The 15,666-nt window shown below is 60.2% G+C and carries 17 protein-coding genes and 3 tRNA genes; 8 read left to right on the top strand and 12 right to left on the bottom strand.

Annotated elements, in window-relative coordinates:
- Positions 1-99: 99 nt before the first annotated feature.
- Both Q7L55_13265 and Q7L55_13260 read right to left on the bottom strand, forming a co-directional pair.
- Positions 100-172, bottom strand: a tRNA-Arg gene (locus Q7L55_13265).
- 104 nt (positions 173-276) lie between these two features.
- Positions 277-370, bottom strand: a tRNA-Ser gene (locus Q7L55_13260).
- A 44-nt stretch (positions 371-414) separates the two neighbouring features.
- On the opposite strand from Q7L55_13260, the gene Q7L55_13255 reads away from it, so the two are divergent.
- The 3 genes from Q7L55_13255 to Q7L55_13245 all read left to right on the top strand — a co-directional run bounded on the left by Q7L55_13255 (position 415) and on the right by Q7L55_13245 (position 3,121).
- Positions 415-1,167 (top strand): ROK family protein, encoded by a 753-nt coding sequence (locus Q7L55_13255; protein ID MDO8733518.1) that lies wholly within the window; start codon positions 415-417, stop codon positions 1,165-1,167.
- Between the two features lie 58 nt (positions 1,168-1,225).
- The gene (locus Q7L55_13250; protein ID MDO8733517.1) at positions 1,226-1,990 is read left to right on the top strand and encodes an SDR family oxidoreductase; all 765 of its coding nucleotides are present in this window, start codon (positions 1,226-1,228) and stop codon (positions 1,988-1,990) included.
- Positions 1,991-2,071: 81 nt separating this feature from the next.
- Positions 2,072-3,121 (top strand): NAD(P)-dependent alcohol dehydrogenase, encoded by a 1,050-nt coding sequence (locus tag Q7L55_13245; GenBank protein MDO8733516.1) that lies wholly within the window; start codon positions 2,072-2,074, stop codon positions 3,119-3,121.
- 1 nt (position 3,122) lies between these two features.
- On the opposite strand, the gene Q7L55_13240 is transcribed toward Q7L55_13245, so the two are convergent.
- From Q7L55_13240 to Q7L55_13230, 3 genes are all read right to left on the bottom strand, one after another.
- Positions 3,123-3,584: a hypothetical protein gene (locus tag Q7L55_13240; protein MDO8733515.1), complete on the bottom strand. Its 462-nt coding sequence runs from the start codon at positions 3,582-3,584 to the stop codon at positions 3,123-3,125.
- Positions 3,585-3,601: 17 nt separating this feature from the next.
- Positions 3,602-3,686, bottom strand: a tRNA-Ser gene (locus tag Q7L55_13235).
- Positions 3,687-3,743: 57 nt separating this feature from the next.
- On the bottom strand, positions 3,744-4,805 hold the full coding sequence (locus tag Q7L55_13230; GenBank protein ID MDO8733514.1) for a hypothetical protein: 1,062 nt from the start codon (positions 4,803-4,805) through the stop codon (positions 3,744-3,746).
- Between the two features lie 76 nt (positions 4,806-4,881).
- Between Q7L55_13230 and Q7L55_13225 the strand changes: the two genes are divergently transcribed.
- Positions 4,882-5,454, top strand: coding sequence for a nucleosidase (locus Q7L55_13225; GenBank protein MDO8733513.1), 573 nt, complete (start codon positions 4,882-4,884; stop codon positions 5,452-5,454).
- On the opposite strand, the gene Q7L55_13220 is transcribed toward Q7L55_13225, so the two are convergent.
- Positions 5,455-6,687 carry a hypothetical protein gene (locus Q7L55_13220; protein MDO8733512.1) on the bottom strand — a complete coding sequence of 411 codons (1,233 nt, stop codon included), beginning with the start codon at positions 6,685-6,687 and terminating at the stop codon, positions 5,455-5,457.
- A 342-nt stretch (positions 6,688-7,029) separates the two neighbouring features.
- On the opposite strand from Q7L55_13220, the gene Q7L55_13215 reads away from it, so the two are divergent.
- Together Q7L55_13215 and Q7L55_13210 are read left to right on the top strand one after the other, a co-directional pair.
- Positions 7,030-7,641 (top strand): NlpC/P60 family protein, encoded by a 612-nt coding sequence (locus Q7L55_13215; protein ID MDO8733511.1) that lies wholly within the window; start codon positions 7,030-7,032, stop codon positions 7,639-7,641.
- Positions 7,642-7,749: 108 nt separating this feature from the next.
- Complete coding sequence (locus Q7L55_13210; protein MDO8733510.1) at positions 7,750-8,622, top strand: glucosyl-3-phosphoglycerate synthase; 873 nt, start codon at positions 7,750-7,752, stop codon at positions 8,620-8,622.
- On the opposite strand, the gene lhgO is transcribed toward Q7L55_13210, so the two are convergent.
- The 3 genes from lhgO to Q7L55_13195 are packed head-to-tail and all read right to left on the bottom strand — an operon-like array spanning position 8,595 to position 11,812.
- Positions 8,595-9,791: an L-2-hydroxyglutarate oxidase gene (gene lhgO, locus Q7L55_13205; GenBank protein MDO8733509.1), complete on the bottom strand. Its 1,197-nt coding sequence runs from the start codon at positions 9,789-9,791 to the stop codon at positions 8,595-8,597. The genes Q7L55_13210 and lhgO overlap by 28 nt on opposite strands.
- 9 nt (positions 9,792-9,800) lie before the next feature.
- On the bottom strand, positions 9,801-11,153 hold the full coding sequence (locus Q7L55_13200; protein MDO8733508.1) for an ATP-binding protein: 1,353 nt from the start codon (positions 11,151-11,153) through the stop codon (positions 9,801-9,803).
- Positions 11,150-11,812, bottom strand: coding sequence for a response regulator transcription factor (locus Q7L55_13195; GenBank protein ID MDO8733507.1), 663 nt, complete (start codon positions 11,810-11,812; stop codon positions 11,150-11,152). Before Q7L55_13195 ends, Q7L55_13200 begins: the two co-directional genes overlap by 4 nt.
- Before the next feature lie 143 nt (positions 11,813-11,955).
- On the opposite strand from Q7L55_13195, the gene Q7L55_13190 reads away from it, so the two are divergent.
- A complete protein-coding gene (locus Q7L55_13190; protein ID MDO8733506.1) occupies positions 11,956-12,336 on the top strand; it encodes a hypothetical protein in 381 nt (126 codons plus the stop codon).
- Between the two features lie 39 nt (positions 12,337-12,375).
- Positions 12,376-13,581, top strand: a complete 1,206-nt coding sequence (locus Q7L55_13185; protein MDO8733505.1) for a molybdopterin-binding protein — start codon at positions 12,376-12,378, stop codon at positions 13,579-13,581.
- Here Q7L55_13185 and Q7L55_13180 read toward each other — a convergent pair.
- The 3 genes from Q7L55_13180 to Q7L55_13170 are packed head-to-tail and all read right to left on the bottom strand — an operon-like array spanning position 13,578 to position 15,611.
- Positions 13,578-14,153 carry a ferric reductase-like transmembrane domain-containing protein gene (locus tag Q7L55_13180; protein MDO8733504.1) on the bottom strand — a complete coding sequence of 192 codons (576 nt, stop codon included), beginning with the start codon at positions 14,151-14,153 and terminating at the stop codon, positions 13,578-13,580. The genes Q7L55_13185 and Q7L55_13180 overlap by 4 nt on opposite strands.
- Positions 14,146-15,093: an FAD:protein FMN transferase gene (locus Q7L55_13175; GenBank protein MDO8733503.1), complete on the bottom strand. Its 948-nt coding sequence runs from the start codon at positions 15,091-15,093 to the stop codon at positions 14,146-14,148. Before Q7L55_13175 ends, Q7L55_13180 begins: the two co-directional genes overlap by 8 nt.
- Positions 15,090-15,611 carry a hypothetical protein gene (locus Q7L55_13170; GenBank protein ID MDO8733502.1) on the bottom strand — a complete coding sequence of 174 codons (522 nt, stop codon included), beginning with the start codon at positions 15,609-15,611 and terminating at the stop codon, positions 15,090-15,092. Before Q7L55_13170 ends, Q7L55_13175 begins: the two co-directional genes overlap by 4 nt.
- Between the last annotated feature and the right edge of the window lie 55 nt (positions 15,612-15,666).

Here is a 15,666-nt window from a genome sequence, read left to right as displayed (position 1 = left end):
CAAAGGCAGTCCCCAACGCGGCGGACGAAGAAAGAAACAACCCCCGAAATAAACGAAGTCCCGGGACAGGGGTTAACGATGTCCCGGGACTTCACAAAGTGCGCCCGAAGGGATTCGAACCCCTAACCTTCTGATCCGTAGTCAGATGCTCTATCCGTTGAGCTACGGGCGCGATCGAAGAACAGCGGCGAAGTCTAGCCTGCTTTCCCCTCCTGCCCACACTGGGTAATAACTCCAGAAATAGCAATCGACCCCAACCTAAGTCGGGGCCGATTGTGGCGGAGGCGGGGGGATTTGAACCCCCGATGGGCGTTAAAACCCAAACCGCATTAGCAGTGCGGCGCCATAGACCGGACTAGGCGACGCCTCCATGCCTGGTAAGCCGGGAAATCGTATCGGGCAGACTTCGGCCTTGTGACCACCACATTGGCAATCGACTGCGGGGGCGGTGGATTCAAGGCCTGCGTCCTTGACGATGCCGGCACCATGCGCGCTCAGCCCGTGCGGGTCGCCACTCCATATCCCTTGAGCACGGCGCTGTTCGTGGACACCTTGACTCTGTTGGCCCGTGGGCTGCCAGCTGCTGACCGCGCGACTGTTGGTCTGCCGGGGATGATCCGCCACGGAGTAGTGATCACCACTCCCCACTACGTAACGAAGTCTGGGCCTCGAAGCCGAGTGTTGCCGGAACTGGTCAAGCAATGGACGGGCTTCGACGCGCGAGCTTCATTGGCCTTGGCCCTTGGCGTACCGGTCAAGGTGCTCAATGACGCCGAAGTGCATGCGGCTGGAGTCGTCACTGGCCAGGGGCTTGAAGTGGTGCTGACTCTTGGCACCGGTCTGGGTTGCGCGGTGTTCGACGGAGGGCGTTTGGCCCCGCACATGGAGCTCTCGCAGATGCCGGTGAAGACCGAGGTCGTGTACGACAACTACATCGGCGAACCAGAGCGACGCCGCTTGGGCGATGCACTGTGGTCGCGGCGAGTGGTGCGAATGGTTGAGGGTTTTCGGCCCGTCTTTCGATGGGATCGCCTCTATATAGGTGGGGGAAATTCGAGGCACCTCACACCGGTATCTGCCAAGCGGCTCGGCGAAGACTGTGTGATCGTGCCAAATGACGCAGCGCTGATCGGTGGATCCCGGATCTGGCAGCTTGAATCCCGCTAGCCTCGCTGAACGAGCGCCCCGGAGTCTTCGTTGGGCGGCAACCGAAAAGAGGCTGCGCATGAGTACAACAAGGCTGGATGGTCGTCGGATCATCATCACTGGTGGAGCCAGCGGCATGGGCGAGGGTCTCGTGCGGGCTTTTCCAGCACTCGGCGCCGGTGTTGTTGCCATGGATCTGAATCCGGACAAGGGCCAGGCCATCGCCGAAGAGTCGGGCGCTCAGTTCATGAGCGTGGATGTCTCAAACAAGGAGTCTGTCGACACCAGTTTTGCTTCGGCGGTTGACCTCTTGGGCGGCCTTGACGTGCTCATTCACGCCGCGGGAATTGCTCCGTCCTCCGCGGCCGAGAACAACACTGTCGAACTGTGGAATCAGGTGCTCAGCGTCAACGCGCTCGGCACCATGCTGACCAATCAAGCAGCCTTCACGCACATGTCAGCCGGCGGCGGTCAGATCCTGAACTTTGGCTCGGCCGCAGGCATCATCGGCCAGCCCAATAAGTCGGTGTACTCGGCGAGCAAGGGCGCCGTCACAGCCTGGAGTCGCACGGCGGCCAAGGAATGGGCTCGCTACAACATCACGGTCAATGTGATCGCTCCAGCCATCTGGACCCCGATGTATGACAAGACCCGTTCAGAGATGACTTCGGAACAACTTGCAGCGCACGACGTCATGATGAGCAGTGCCGTGCCGATCGGTGGAAAGCTCGGCGACATTGAGCGAGATTTCGTGCCGGTGATGGCCTTCTACGCATCGCCTGGCGCCAGCTTCATGACAGGTCAGGTCATCTCAATTGACGGCGGAACGCTGATGGTGCGCTGACCCCTTTCGCTGTGAGCGCACCCCGTAAGTAGGCACTGCAAACATTGGCTAAGGTTTGTGCACCCCACAAGCAAAGGATCGATCATGGACGTCCGCGCCTACGCCTCACCCGCCGCGAATGCACCGCTCGCCCCTTTCACCATCACTCGGCGCGAACTCGGTCCTGATGACATCACCATCGACATCAAATTCGCCGGCATCTGTCACTCGGACATCCACCAGGGTCGCGAAGAGTGGGGCCAGGGCATCTTCCCGATGGTCCCAGGCCATGAGATTGCCGGCGTTGTCTCAGCCGTCGGTTCAAACGTCACCAAGTTCAAGCTTGGCGATCACGCGGGCGTCGGCTGTTTCGTTGACTCCTGCCGCGAATGCGCGAATTGCAAGTCGGGCAATGACCACTACTGCTTGGGTCACAGCACCGCGACCTACAACGGCATGGAAAAGGATCTCGTCACACCTACATATGGCGGCTACTCCACGCACATCGTCATCGACGAGAACTACGCGCTGCACATTCCCGAGAACTTGAACCTGGCCGAGGCCGCACCGCTGCTGTGTGCGGGCATTACTACTTACTCACCGTTGAACCGCTGGAAAGTCGGACCCGGTACTCGCGTTGGCGTTGTTGGCCTTGGCGGTCTTGGGCACATGGGAGTCAAGCTGGCTCACGCCATGGGTGCAGAAGTCACGCTCATCAGTCACTCGCCGACCAAGGAAGAAGATGCACTGCGCCTTGGCGCCGATCACTTCCTTCTGTCCACAGACAGGGAAGCGTGGAAGAACTCGACCTACTCGCTGGACTTCCTGCTCAACACTGTTTCGGTCAATCTCAATGTCGATCGCTACCTTGGTTTGCTGGGTCTCTACGGAACCATGTGCATGGTTGGCGTTCCCACCGACCCGTTGAGTATTCAGTCCGCTTCATTGCTCAGCAGCCAGAAGAGCCTCGCCGGCTCAGGCATCGGCAGCATCCGTGAAACTCAAGAGATGCTTGATTTCTGTGGCGAGCACAAACTCGGTTCAGACGTTGAAGTCATTGCCGTGCAGCAGGTCAACGAGGCGTGGGATCGCGTTGTAGCAAGTGATGTGCGCTACCGCTTCGTCATCGATATTGAGTCGCTGAACTCCTAATTCACGCGTTGAAGGCTGCCTGCAGGTTCAGCAGGCGAATACGGTTGTAGCGGAGAATGATGATGAATCCTGAGTTGACGAGCACTGTCGCAAGCAAGAACACCAACGCTTGCCACAAGGGGTTGAAGAAGAACAGCGGGATCGCCGCCAAGCACGAGATCTGATGGACCCATTCCGCGCGGCGTACTTCCATGAGGTAGCGATTCAGATTCGTGAGGTCTGAGCCGAAGAGCTTCTTCTTCGAATGCCCACCGAAGGTGTTACCCGCTTCTGGTAATTGGCGAGCCAAGGTTGCCACCCACCAACGTCGATACAAATCAACGCTTTCCCAGCGGTTCAGCCTCAAGGGAAATGGGTCGCTCTTCAACCAAGAGTCCGGCCAGAACGTTGCCCAGAATCCGGCGGTTACCGACACAAGAACCAGAAACCAAACATCGATGGCGATGAGCACCAATTCACTCATCGCCATCTCCCTCTCTGCGGCGAGGGAGGGATTTGAACCCCCGGTGAGTTTCCCCACGGGCGCTTTCAAGGCGCCTGCAATCGGCCGCTCTGCCACCTCGCCATGCATCCGAAGCGAATGCGAAGATGAAGGCTACATCGGCTTATGGCACGGCGCTTCTCAAGGCACTGCGATTGCCGGGTTCGGCGCATCAGCGGCCGGAACCATGTCACGCACATCGATGAAGGCATTGGTCACAGCGAGCAAGCTCCACTTGCGATCATCGTTCGTAGTGATCACATACGACGGCAGGATCAAGAGGCCGCCATCGGGTTGCCAGAACTGGGCGAGGCTGAGTTCAGCACGATCCGCTGTCAGCACTTGCACTCCGGCCACAAGCACAGGCTTGCCCTTCGCTGTCGGCACTGGTCCTGGGACCGCCATAGCGGGCGACGAGCCCGCGCCGGTCCACGGAGTCGGCCCCGCGAATTGCCAACCCGGCTTGAGTGACCGATTGAGCGAGTCCGTTGCACCGAGCACTGGGTAGCCCGGCACGGGAACCAGGGTCGCGGCGAATCCATCGGCCCACACCACTTCCCCATCCGGGGCTACAACGACAGTCCATCCCAGTTCGGTCCGCAAGCCCTTGAGTACCAGCCAGGCATGCACGACCACTCGGTTCTGGTCGCGAAGGATCTCCCATTCCACATCATCTGTTGGCACGCCAAGTGGAGAGAGCAAGGTGGTGGCGATCTGCTTTGCGCGATCCTGATCAATAGCCGCACCTGCAGTCAGTTGCTCGTCAGCGAAGACCCATCGAACGAGCGGATCGTTGTAGACATTGACGATAGGAGCAGTGTCGGTGGCGCCACCGACCTGCCAACCACCATCATCTGTGCTCGCTGCGCTGCCGAGAACACCGAACTGTTGAGCGATGACGGTGGCTAATTGCCGAGGCTTGAGCTGGCCGGTGGCCACTCGATATCCCATGGCTACAGAAGGCGTATTGGGTAGGTCAGCCCCAGCCTCAAAAGTCGTCGAACTCACTTGGCCCTGATGAATAGCTGAAACGTCAGGGGACAGAGCCGTCGGCGCCACGGCAGTTGCGTTGGGAGCGGGCGAGGGGTTCACCACCCCGCCTACTGGGATTGCTTCAGGCGTTGTGGCACTCGTCGCGCGAGCCAGCAGAAATCCCGCGGCGCCGACAGCGAGCACGAGCACAACGATCAAAGCTTTTCGCACTGCAGAGGTCATCCTCAGAGCGGGCCTGCGCATCGACTGCCTCCAGATGTTGAACCCTCACGTTAGCGTGACGCCCATGCGACTGCATCGGACGATTTCAAGTGACCGCCCATTGCTCGTTGTGGCGCTCGAAGAGGAGGCGATTCACCTCCATCTGACCGAACTGCCGGTGCTCGTGACCGGCATCGGCAAGGTCAATGCAGCGATTGCTGTAGCGACCATTCTTGGTGAGAGTTCCCCCAGTGAGGTCGTGAATCTCGGCACAGCCGGCGCCCTACGGCCCGATCTCATCGGGACGCACGTCATCAGCCGGGTGAGCCAGCATGATCTCGATGACGAAGCCCTCTTCGATCTCGTCGGTATGCACTTCGGCGAGCCAGTCGATCTTGGTGGCGCCGGTCTGACCTTGACCACAGGTGACGCCTTTGTCGCGGATCCAAGAGCAAGGGCGCTCCTTGCTGAGCATGCCGATCTGGTCGACATGGAGGGCTATGCCGTTGCGAGGGCGGCAATCACGGCCGGTGTGCCGGTCCGCATTGTCAAGCGAGTCAGCGATGACGCCGATACAGGCGCAGCACAATCATGGAAAGAATCAGTGGACGAGTGCGCAGAGCATTTGGGCGCTTGGGCCAGGCAATTCCTGCTCTGACTATTCGGCGGCTTGGATTGGGACGAAGGTCGTGCCTTTTGGCGAGGACCGTCTATCGATCAGCAGACCCACCGCAGTCAGAATGAGCGACACCACAACCACGGTCGACACGATCTGTTCGACAGAGTTGTGGAACCACAGCGAAACGCTGAGCACGAGCACAACCAAGGCTGCCCAGACCAGCAGAACTGCCCGTCGATCCTGAGCCGCGAGTCGCGCGTACAGCAGCACCTGAACCAGCGCGAAAGCTGAACCTTCAAGGGCGAACCGCCAGGCGTTTTCACCAAGCCCCAGATCGATGTACTGCGCCCCGCCGAGAAAGCGAACGACAAGAGAGCCAAAGAGCAGGCTGAACAGTGTGATGGAAGCGCCAAGCATTGCCGTCAGGCCAGTCGCAATGAACACAGCTCGCCGGTTGTCGCCGGAGGTCATCTTCGGGAAGAGCACGATGATGATTGCGTTTGGCAGGAAGAAGGCGATCTTTGCCAACAGCACACCGACCGAATATTCGCCCGACTCCGCCTCGGTCAGGAACACGCGGGCGAGCAGGACATCCATGTTTGTCAGAGTGAACAGCACGACAAGTGCGTGAGCCACATGGCCGAACTCAGGCAGCGAGCCTGTTGAGATTGACCCGCCCCACGTGCCCGGGCAAATGATGCGGTAGCTGATGAGCGCGCCAAGAGCGCAGCCGATCAGGATGCCTACCGCAGCAGCCTCAATGCTGCCGAAGATGAGCAGAAAGACAACGCCGAACAGCGCTCGTCCAACACCGTTGGCGATGAAGCCGGCACTGAATCGAAGGTGCTCTTCGCGTCCTTGTGCGATGCCCAGGGAAACCGTGCCGAGCACGACGAAGGCCAGCGAGGCCAGACCAATGAACATGGCCGCATAGGGAATGGCCAGCAGTTCACCGGCTGGCCACGCGGCCAAGACTCCGATAACGAGGATCGCCATGGCGATAAAGACAGCCAAGCGAACGGACTGGCCCTCGACTTTTGCCCGATCGGTGGTGGCCACGGCAACGCGTCGAGCCGTGACGGTCTGCAAGGCGATGGACAAAGTGGAGACGATGATCAGCACGCCCATAAGTGCGCCGAAAGCACCGAACTGGGAAGGCTCCAGCACGCGAGCGGCGACCATCGACAGGCCGTATGCGGCGCCATTTCCGACAAGAGTTGCAATCCCTACAAAGATCAAGCCCTTGGCGAGCGCTGAGCGCGGCTGATCCACTGGGCAAGAGTAAGGGGCAATCCGCGTTCTTTGACGAGCCTCGACCGCAGTTGAAAGACCGAATTGTCCGCTAATTGGGGCCAACGGGTGGTGTCCGAATTGCGCATGTGACTGATGGGACTCACGGGGCGATTGAGGCTACGAATCCTGTGATCCATCCCACAAGCCTCCAAGGGATCGTCCGAAATACGGGCTGGGGGGCTGCACATTGCTCGGTTCTACACCTAGCGTCAACGCCTCGTGGAACGGTCAAGGCCGCCAAGAACTGGCGCCCTAGGGCAGTTTCGACCGCACGACCGAGGGAACCCGGCCTCCCGCCGCCAGACCAAAGGGGTACGACACGTGCGCGTCCGATCAACACGACCGACCCGAGTCATGACAGGCGCCGTCACCGGCGCCTTGCTTATGGCCACGATGGGTTTCGGCAACAGCGCTGTCTCGGCAGCAAGCGCAGAACTGTCTCCGATCACCGGAGCAGGCGCCGCAACCACGGGTGTCGGTGCTCTCATGCTGAGCATCCGCTCCGGCACTCTCGCTGCCAAGACCTCGCCCACCCTCTTGGCGCGAGCTCGGCAGATGCTGGTGCGCAATCGGATCGTGAAGATTGCCCGGGCTCAGATCGGCGACAAGTATGTCGCTGGCCGTTCTGGCCCAAGTTCTTTTGACTGCTCAGGACTGACCAGTTACGTCTACCGGATGGCCACCGGCAAGACCATCGCGCGGACCTCCTGGACTCAGTACCGCGGCGCAACCAAGATCACCCGCAAGAACCTGATGCCCGGGGATCTGGTCTTCTTCTTCAAGCGTGGAGTTCACCACGTTGGCGTCTACATCGGCGCCGGCAAGATGGTCCATGCGCCTCGTCCCGGCGACAAGGTCGAAGTCGCAGGCATCTACGGCGATTGGTTTGCCACCCATCTTTCTGGATTTGGTCGAGTACTGCCTGCCGTCTAGTTGGCCGTTCGCATAAGAAGTCTGCAAGCGAGCGCCTGATTCGTGGCATATGAGACGCTTGTTTACTCAGCACGTTCACGCGATACCTGAACCTCGGAGGGGGCGAATATGGCACCTGTACGCCAACTTCGTTTGACTTCTGACCTCGCTGTTGCCGAACTCATGGCTCACAAGGGTGATCGCCGCGTCAGCGTCTGCATCCCGGCCCGCAATGAAGCCGCGACGATCGCACCGATTCTGTTGCGCATCAAGCGGGAGTTGATGGACGCACACGCGCTCGTGGATGAACTGATCGTGCTGGATCACGACTCCACCGATCAGACAGCCGAGGTCGCCAACGAGTGCGGTGCGACGGTCATCGACGCCAGTTCGGTCATGCCTGAATTTGGTCCTGCGCTGGGCAAAGGTGACGTGCTGTGGCGTTCAGTCGAAGCCTCATCTGGTGACTTCATCGTGTGGCTCGACGCGGATCTTGGTTCATTCACTCCGGAGTACGTCACCGGATTGCTTGAGCCGCTGCTGCTCGACGACGAACTCGCCCTCGTTCGATCCACTTATCGGCGCACCTTTCATGGCGAAGGTGATGAAGGCGGACGAGTAACTGAGTTGACTGCGCGCCCAGTACTCCAACTGCTCTATCCAGAACTCGCACACATCCGGCAACCACTCAGCGGCGAGTATGCAATTCGCCGCGAGGTCGCGCTCGCGACGCAGTTCGAAATTGACTACGGAGTCGAGATTGGCCTACTGATCGACATCTCCCGCGCATACGGTGTTGACAGCATTGCTCAGGTTGACCTCGGCACACGCACGCATCGCAATCGCCCGCTGTCAGAATTGCATGAGCAGGCGATCCAGGTCCTGCGAGCAGCACTGTCACGCACACCCGCGTTGGAGATTGCTGACGGCGCCTACACACGCCCGGCATTGAACGATGTCGCTGGGGGTCTGGCTCAGACCATCACTGCGTCGATGACGTAACTGGCAAACGACAACGAGCTTGTCCAAGCCGGTGAAACCGCGTTCAAGATGTGCGTAGATCTCTCACCTTGCTCAACGACGAAATCCATCTCGAGCTTCTTGCTCGGCAGATGAAAGAGTTGTGCACGCACGCCGACTCGACCCTTCTCGGTGAAATCCTCGACACGCGCAGCCGGAACGAGCGCGGCCGCCTGACGCACAAGATGCTTGCGCGAGTACTTCGGAAGTTCTGAACGCATCAGACCAGGAACATCGTGATCTTTGCTCGTGAGGAATCGTGGGTAGGTCCGGGCAATCTCCATACTTTCGGAAGCTTTGAGACCGTGTACGCCGCCGTAGTCCTCGCGCCACAGCGCCGGGATTGCCGTCGGCCCGATCTTGGCGCGTCCATCGACAGTCACCGTGAGATGTACGCCCAAGAACGGATTGCGTGCATCAGGAACTGGGTACACATGGCGCTGCAAACGACCGGGCTCCCATGATCCGTACCAGTACAAACCCTTGAACGGCAGCATTCGATATTCATTGCCGACGCCGAACCAGCGCGCAACAACATCAGCATACAGTCCAGCAGCATTGACAATGTGCCCAGCACTGATCTCGCCATGACTCGCTGTGCGCACCCACCCAGGCCCCGCGCCCAGCACGGCTGAACCCATCAGCAGTTGTCCGCCCCGAGACGCCACGCGCGCTGCAAGTGCCTCAACGACCGCAATGGGATTGGCCACTGCGGTAGTGGGTGACCACAAGGCGCTTGTGTGCGTCCGAGCAAGCGGTTCGAGCTCGAGCAATTGCTGTTCATCGACGAGTTCCACTTCGACGCCATTGGCGACGGCGCGCTTGTGCAACTCCTGTAGGGCTGGCAACTCACTCTCGGTACGCGTGACAACCACCTTGCCGGTCTCGCGAATAGGAACACCTGCTTCGATGCAGAACTCGCGCAACTGGGCATTGCCCTGACGGGTCAGGCGAGCCTTGAGGGAATCTGGTGCGTAGTAGAACCCTGCGTGCAGCACTCCACTGTTTCGACCCGAGGCATGTGCAGCCAGCGTGGACTCTTTCTCGAGCACGATGACCGAGCTCTTGGGGTTGCGAAGGAGCCAGGCATCAGCCATCGCAAGGCCGACAATGCCACCGCCAATGACGACGAGATCGGCGCTCATTGGCATGAGTGGAGCCTATTTGGCGAGCGCGAGCGGCCAGCTCACGCGAATTTCAAGACCGCCCAGCACTGAGGCGAGCGCAACCGCATTGCCGCCGCTTGCGCGCGCGGTTTCGCGGACCAAAGCCAAACCCAGCCCACTTCCACCAGAATTGGCACCTTTCCCTCGCATAAATCGTTGAAAGATCAATTCAGCTTCCTGAACCGAGATGCCTGGCCCGTCATCTTCAACGGTGAGAACCGCCTGCCGGCTCACCTCCGCGAGTGAGACTCGTACTTGTGACTGCGCATAGTCGAATGCATTGCCGAGCAACTCATCCACGATGCGCGCAAGGATTGGCGAGCTCACTCCAACTGACACGTGCGGAGCCAAGGCGACTCGCAGCTCAAGATTGCGCTCTTCGGCTATGACTGCAGCCGCCACGGTTCGATCGGCAATGACGGCTGATGCGTCGGACACTGTCGTATGCAGCACGCCGGCATCATTGCGAGCAAGTTCAAGAACCTGATCAATCCGATGTGTAAGACGATCAACCTCTGAGGTGGCTCGCTCTGCTTCGACTCGGACCTGCTCCTGTTCGCTCAAATCTTCAATTGCCTCCAGCCGTAATCGAATACTGGTCAGTGGCGTCTTCAGGTGATGAGAGGCCTCCGCGGCGACCGCTTGAGTGTGCTCCAGAATTCCGGAGAGTCGATCAGCCGTTTGATTGAGGGCGCCCGCCACCGCCTGGACCTCTGCAGGCCCATCCCCATCTTGAGCACGCAGATTCAGATTGTCCGGAAGGCCTCGTGCTACGGCCGCCAAGCGCGACAACGGCGCGGTGATGGAGCGAGAGAGCAACAACGCCACCATGGCCGCGAGGAACATAACCGCGAGCACAAAGACAACAAGGAACAGTTGCGATCGATGGACAACAGCAATTACGTCGTCCTCAGGCAGCGACAGGCGCACTGCAGCGCTCACCTGTTCCTGTTTCACGATCGGCGCTGCCACGTAACGCAAATCGCTTCCTAAGGTCGCCGAAGGTCTGACGCTTGAGGTCAGTGTTCCGTGAAGAGCCTGCACGATTTCAGGCCGGTCGAAGGATCGATCCGTGGTTGAGTTGGCGCTGTCGGCAATCAGCGAGCGATCCTCGTCAACGATGACCACACGAGCGCCTGTTCGCTGGGCCACCTTCGCAATAGTCGTGGGCCACTCAGCACTCGACTGGCTGGCCAAGGTCACAGCGGTCGCCAAGGTGTCCACTTCTAGTTGAGAGACGAAGGACGAACGAAGATCCGTAGAGATAACAATCGCCATCGGAATCGCGAGGGCTATCGCTACTCCGGCGGCAATCGCAGTCATGACCAGGACGAGGCGCAGTCTCATGCTGATCGATCGGCAAGCCGGTAGCCCACCCCGCGAACTGTCTCGACAAGTTCTGGGTCGCCCAACTTCTTGCGCAACGAGGCGATGTGCACATCCAAGGTCTTTCCGGTGCCTACCCACACGGGATCCCACACACGCGAAAACAACTCCTGCCTTGGCACCACGCGACCGGGCTCCTCTGCAAGTACAGCCAGCAAGTCGAATTCCTTTGCCGTCAAGTCGATTTCAGCGCCATCGACGGATACGGACCGTCTCGCGCGGTTGACGACGATGCGCGTGCCTTCAGACGTTGGCTCTATGCGGCGGCGCCGGGCAACAGCGCGTATGCGCGCAGCGAGTTCGCGAACGCTGAAGGGTTTGACCACGTAGTCGTCTGCCCCAAGTTCAAGACCAACGATGCGATCGGTCTCGTCGCCACGGGCAGTCGCGATGATGACCGGCACATCACTGACACGACGCAGTTCACGGAGCACATCGAGGCCATCGCCATCTGGAAGTCCGAGATCCAGCAATACGACGTCGATTCCGGATCCCGAAATGACTGCCGGGACAACATTCATTGCGTAGCCAACGTGCTCAACTTCGAAGCCATTGCGCTGTAGGCCTTGAATCAAGGGCTCTGAAACAGCTGGGTCGTCTTCAACGACGAGAATACGCACACGGCAATGGTGACAGTTCCCTGCGCGCATTGCCCAACCACAAGCCGCAAAGCCAAGATCCTTACCGAGGCTTAACCTCCGCTTCGGGTAGCGCTGGCCCGCCACGACATACCGTGGGCTCATCACGAAAAGAGGAGTGGGCAATGACTCGTGGAGCCATGATGATGATTTCGGCGGCAACAGCAGGCATTCTGATGGCCGGCACGGCGGCAGCCATATCGGTAGTGAATGCGACTGAGACAGCGCCGACTTCCACCACAATCGATCTCATCGCAGAGCAAGTCACGATTCCGGTGCCAACGCCGACGCCGACAGCACCAGCAACAGCGGGAAGCAGTGACAGGTACGTGGCCCCGGCAGCCGAACCGGCAGCGAAGAGCAGCAGCCAGTCTGTGGCGCGCGTGCCATCCCCTGCGCGTCACTCGAACGTATCGAGTTCGCCCTCACAGCTCCCGACATTGCAGCCGACTTCGGGAGAGCATGAGGTCGAACATTCGGATGATCGGGATGGCGACGACGACTAGCAGCAGTTTGAACTGAGCTGCCCGTACTGTTCCTCACATATGAGCACCTACGGACTTGACGGCGTGCTGGCCTGGACTCAGGCCGTGCACGTAGCCGTGACGGCCGGCCGGCCGCTGCCCGTTGTAGCGGCACGTCTGGATGAAGCCGGCGGCAATATCTTGGGTCGCGATCTGACACTCCTCTTTGATGATCCACCAGCCGACTCCGCTGAATTCGATGGTTACGCGATCTGTGGTGAAGGACCATGGCTTGCGGTGAATGAGGGTCAACTTCGATCAGGCGAATGCCAGCTTGTGACGACCGGATCGCCCATCGCACTTCACACCGACGCCGTGCTGCGCCCACATCGCGCTGACATCCGTCTTGCTGCCGATGGAACGGTCGTCGTGATTGCGCTGGATGAGCTCACTGGTGTGATCGATGAGGCGGCGCGCCCCGCCCTCGGCGCCGGCATCGTGCGCCAAGGCGCACGCATGAGACTGGGCGGAAGCTTGGTGCCGGCAGGGAGGCTGGCGAACGCATCAGTGCTGGCCTTGGCCGCTGCTGCCGGGCACGACAGCCTCGACATCATCCGCCCTCCCGTGGTGGGGACCCTGGTGCTCGGGCGCAGTTTGCTGTCACAAGGACTGCCTCGCGATGGGCGCGTGCGTGATGCGCTCGGCGAGGCCGTTGCGGACTTCGCAGGCAGGCAGGGAGCGCGTTCGCATCCACCTATGCGCGCACCCGACACCGAATACCTGCTGCGAGAGCACATCGCTGACGCCAACGTGGATGTGCTCATCACGACCGGTTCAACTGCTCCCGCTCCCGACAACTACGTGCGCCAAGTCCTGCGAGATCTCGGCGCGCGTTGGCTCATTGACGGAGTGGCGACCTCACCCGGAGCACAGATGCTGCTCGCTCGGCTGCCTGACGACCGATTCGTGGTCGGACTTCCTGGGGATCCAGCCGCAGCGCTCGCTGGTCTGGTCACCATTGTCAGACCACTAGTAATGGCCCTGCGCGGTGCAGAACAAGAACGCCCCACGCAAGCCGTGCTGGTCGATGACATTGATGAAGGCGATTACGCGGATGACACTCGCCTCATTCCGGTGCAGCTCGATACATCCGGCGCGCACGTCATCGCCAGGACCCTGCCAACAGGTTTTGCGCATCTGGCGCATTGGGCCAATGCCGATGGAGTGGCAGTTGTCGCGCCAAACAGCGGTGCTCGCGGCCAATCAGTGCCGGTACTTGCGCTCTAGCGAACGACGACGGAGCCCGCCGCGCGCGTTGGTCCAGGCGCTGGAACGAATCCGCGGGCAAGCAATCCGGCCACGAGCAGGGCAGTCCCGGCAATGAGAATCCCAATGGACCAATCCGCCAAGGCATCGGTTCCGGCCAGGACATAGTGCGCCGTTGCCACCGGCCAAGCCGCATACGCGAGCCAATGGCTTCGCTGGAAGAGCTTTGCTCCCGAGTTCGCCATGCGCGGGCGCAGCCGGCCGATGATTGAGACGGGGATGATCAGCCAGAAGGCGACTATGCCGAAGGCCACTGCAAGCGGCTCCCACGACGCCAATCCAGGAACAAGGATCTGTGCAATGGAAAAGGGCAGAAAGGGATCGACGAGCAACAGCAGCATGTGCAATGCCAAGAAACCGAGTGCGGAGATGCCAAGCCAGCGGTGCAGATCCAGCAGGCGCGTTGGTGATGCTGCTCGTCCGAGAATGCGGGTACGCAACAAGATGCCCCACAGCACCACTGCCGTGAGCAGACCCCACGCTGTAACGCCGCTGGCTCGGATGCCTATCCACGTCCAGGAGACGCTACCCATGAAGAGCGCTGACAAGAGAACTGAAAGCCTGGCTTGCGGTCATGATCGCAAACCCCCGCTGATGCTCCTGCAGCCACGCAAGCGCTTGATCCTTGGTCATGAGCAACGCTGCCGTCGCACTGACTTCGGCAAGCCAGCCGGCTCCGCACCACACGGTTGCTTGCACGAGCTCGGGATTGGCAACCAGGCCGGTGCGTGGATCCATCACATGATGACGGGTGCCCCCAGCCCAACGCCGATACAAGGTTGATGAAGTCGCAATCGCATGCGATCCATCGACAGGATCGAAACGCACGATGAGTGGCTCCCGAGATTCGTCATTGGGCGACCTCTCATCCTCAACAGCGATGGCCCAGAAATCTTCGCCCCCTGGCGTGCCTGCCATGACGATGTCGCCACCAAGGTCAACGAGCACGCCGGTAGCACCCGCCCTCATCAATTCCGCAGCAATGATGTCGCCAGCAAGCCCTTTGCCTATGGCTCCAGGATCAAGCCCGATGTCGCCAGGAAGAAGAACGGTGCTCGCTTGAAGATCGATCTTGACGTCCGCCATAGCCGATGAGCGATGCGGAACTGCCCAAGTTCGCGCGGACGCCAGCGCATCGCGTGCAATGACTGTGGCGAAATCTGCGTCATAGCCCGCCGCCTTGATTTGCGCCAACATCGTCGGATCAAAGAGTCCATCGGTCAATTCCCAGGCCCGCTTCATATGCCACACCAGCGACAGTAGGTCGCCGCTCACAACAAAAGGTCCCGTGCCAGCGCTCGCGTTCAGTTGGTTCAGCTCACTGGATTCGCGAAAGCGCGACCATGATTGTTCAAGCAGCGCAACGCGCGACACCGCCACTTGGCAGAGCCGTTCAGCTGCCCTTGGCGCGTAGACCAGCACGCTGCATGCTGCGCCCATCGCACGGAAACTGAGTTGCGCCTGATCGGTCATCGACTCGCCCTGGTGCGGCCTTGGGTTGCCTGTTGCTGCAACTGTTGCTGCAGTTGTTGTTGCTGCATCTGCTGGAGCTGTTGCTGTTGTTGCTGCTGCTGCTGCAGTAGTCGCTGTTGCTCGGCCCTAGCTGCCCTTGCTGCCGCACGAGCCTTCTTTGCAGCAGCTTTCTGCCCCGCCGCCTTCTTGCTGGCCTTGAGTGCATTCGACGAACTCGTGGTCGATGGAGCTCTCCTCGCGGCAGTGGGCGGTGGAGTGGCTGTCGCCTTCGCTGCATCTGCAAGTTGCTGCCGATAGGCGTCAAGTCGCTGCTGTGCAGCGAGCAGTTGTGCGGCATTGGCATCGAGTTGCGCCTGAGTGAGCGTCGTGGATGGCTCAATCGCGCTTGTCGCGACGGCATCAGCGCCTTGCGCGTTTCGCACCGCAACGACGCCAACCAGCCCCACGCAAGTAGCAGATGCGATTCCGAGCGCTGTGAGTTTCTGCGCAGCCGAAGTGGGCCGGTCTTTCACGCTCACCTGCATCTCCTTTGGTCGAGTACATCACGGTAGGCAGCGAACCGACAGGGAACAA

The organism is Actinomycetota bacterium (assembly GCA_030650795.1).
GTDB lineage: Bacteria > Actinomycetota > Actinomycetes > S36-B12 > S36-B12 > UBA11398.
The sequence above is the reverse complement of the archived record's forward strand: the minus strand, read 5'-3'. Positions and strand labels throughout refer to the sequence as shown.

What these genes read in the sequence shown, in the direction of transcription:
- Q7L55_13250 (MDO8733517.1), top strand. Translation starts at nt 1,226, where the DNA reads ATGAGTACAACAAGGCTGGATGGTCGTCGGATCATCATCACTGGTGGA.
- Q7L55_13240 (MDO8733515.1), bottom strand. Translation starts at nt 3,584, where the DNA reads ATGAGTGAATTGGTGCTCATCGCCATCGATGTTTGGTTTCTGGTTCTT.
- Q7L55_13225 (MDO8733513.1), top strand. Translation starts at nt 4,882, where the DNA reads ATGCGACTGCATCGGACGATTTCAAGTGACCGCCCATTGCTCGTTGTG.
- Q7L55_13210 (MDO8733510.1), top strand. Translation starts at nt 7,750, where the DNA reads ATGGCACCTGTACGCCAACTTCGTTTGACTTCTGACCTCGCTGTTGCC.
- lhgO (MDO8733509.1), bottom strand. Translation starts at nt 9,791, where the DNA reads ATGCCAATGAGCGCCGATCTCGTCGTCATTGGCGGTGGCATTGTCGGC.
- Q7L55_13200 (MDO8733508.1), bottom strand. Translation starts at nt 11,153, where the DNA reads ATGAGACTGCGCCTCGTCCTGGTCATGACTGCGATTGCCGCCGGAGTA.
- Q7L55_13190 (MDO8733506.1), top strand. Translation starts at nt 11,956, where the DNA reads ATGACTCGTGGAGCCATGATGATGATTTCGGCGGCAACAGCAGGCATT.
- Q7L55_13185 (MDO8733505.1), top strand. Translation starts at nt 12,376, where the DNA reads ATGAGCACCTACGGACTTGACGGCGTGCTGGCCTGGACTCAGGCCGTG.
- Q7L55_13180 (MDO8733504.1), bottom strand. Translation starts at nt 14,153, where the DNA reads ATGGGTAGCGTCTCCTGGACGTGGATAGGCATCCGAGCCAGCGGCGTT.
- Q7L55_13175 (MDO8733503.1), bottom strand. Translation starts at nt 15,093, where the DNA reads ATGACCGATCAGGCGCAACTCAGTTTCCGTGCGATGGGCGCAGCATGC.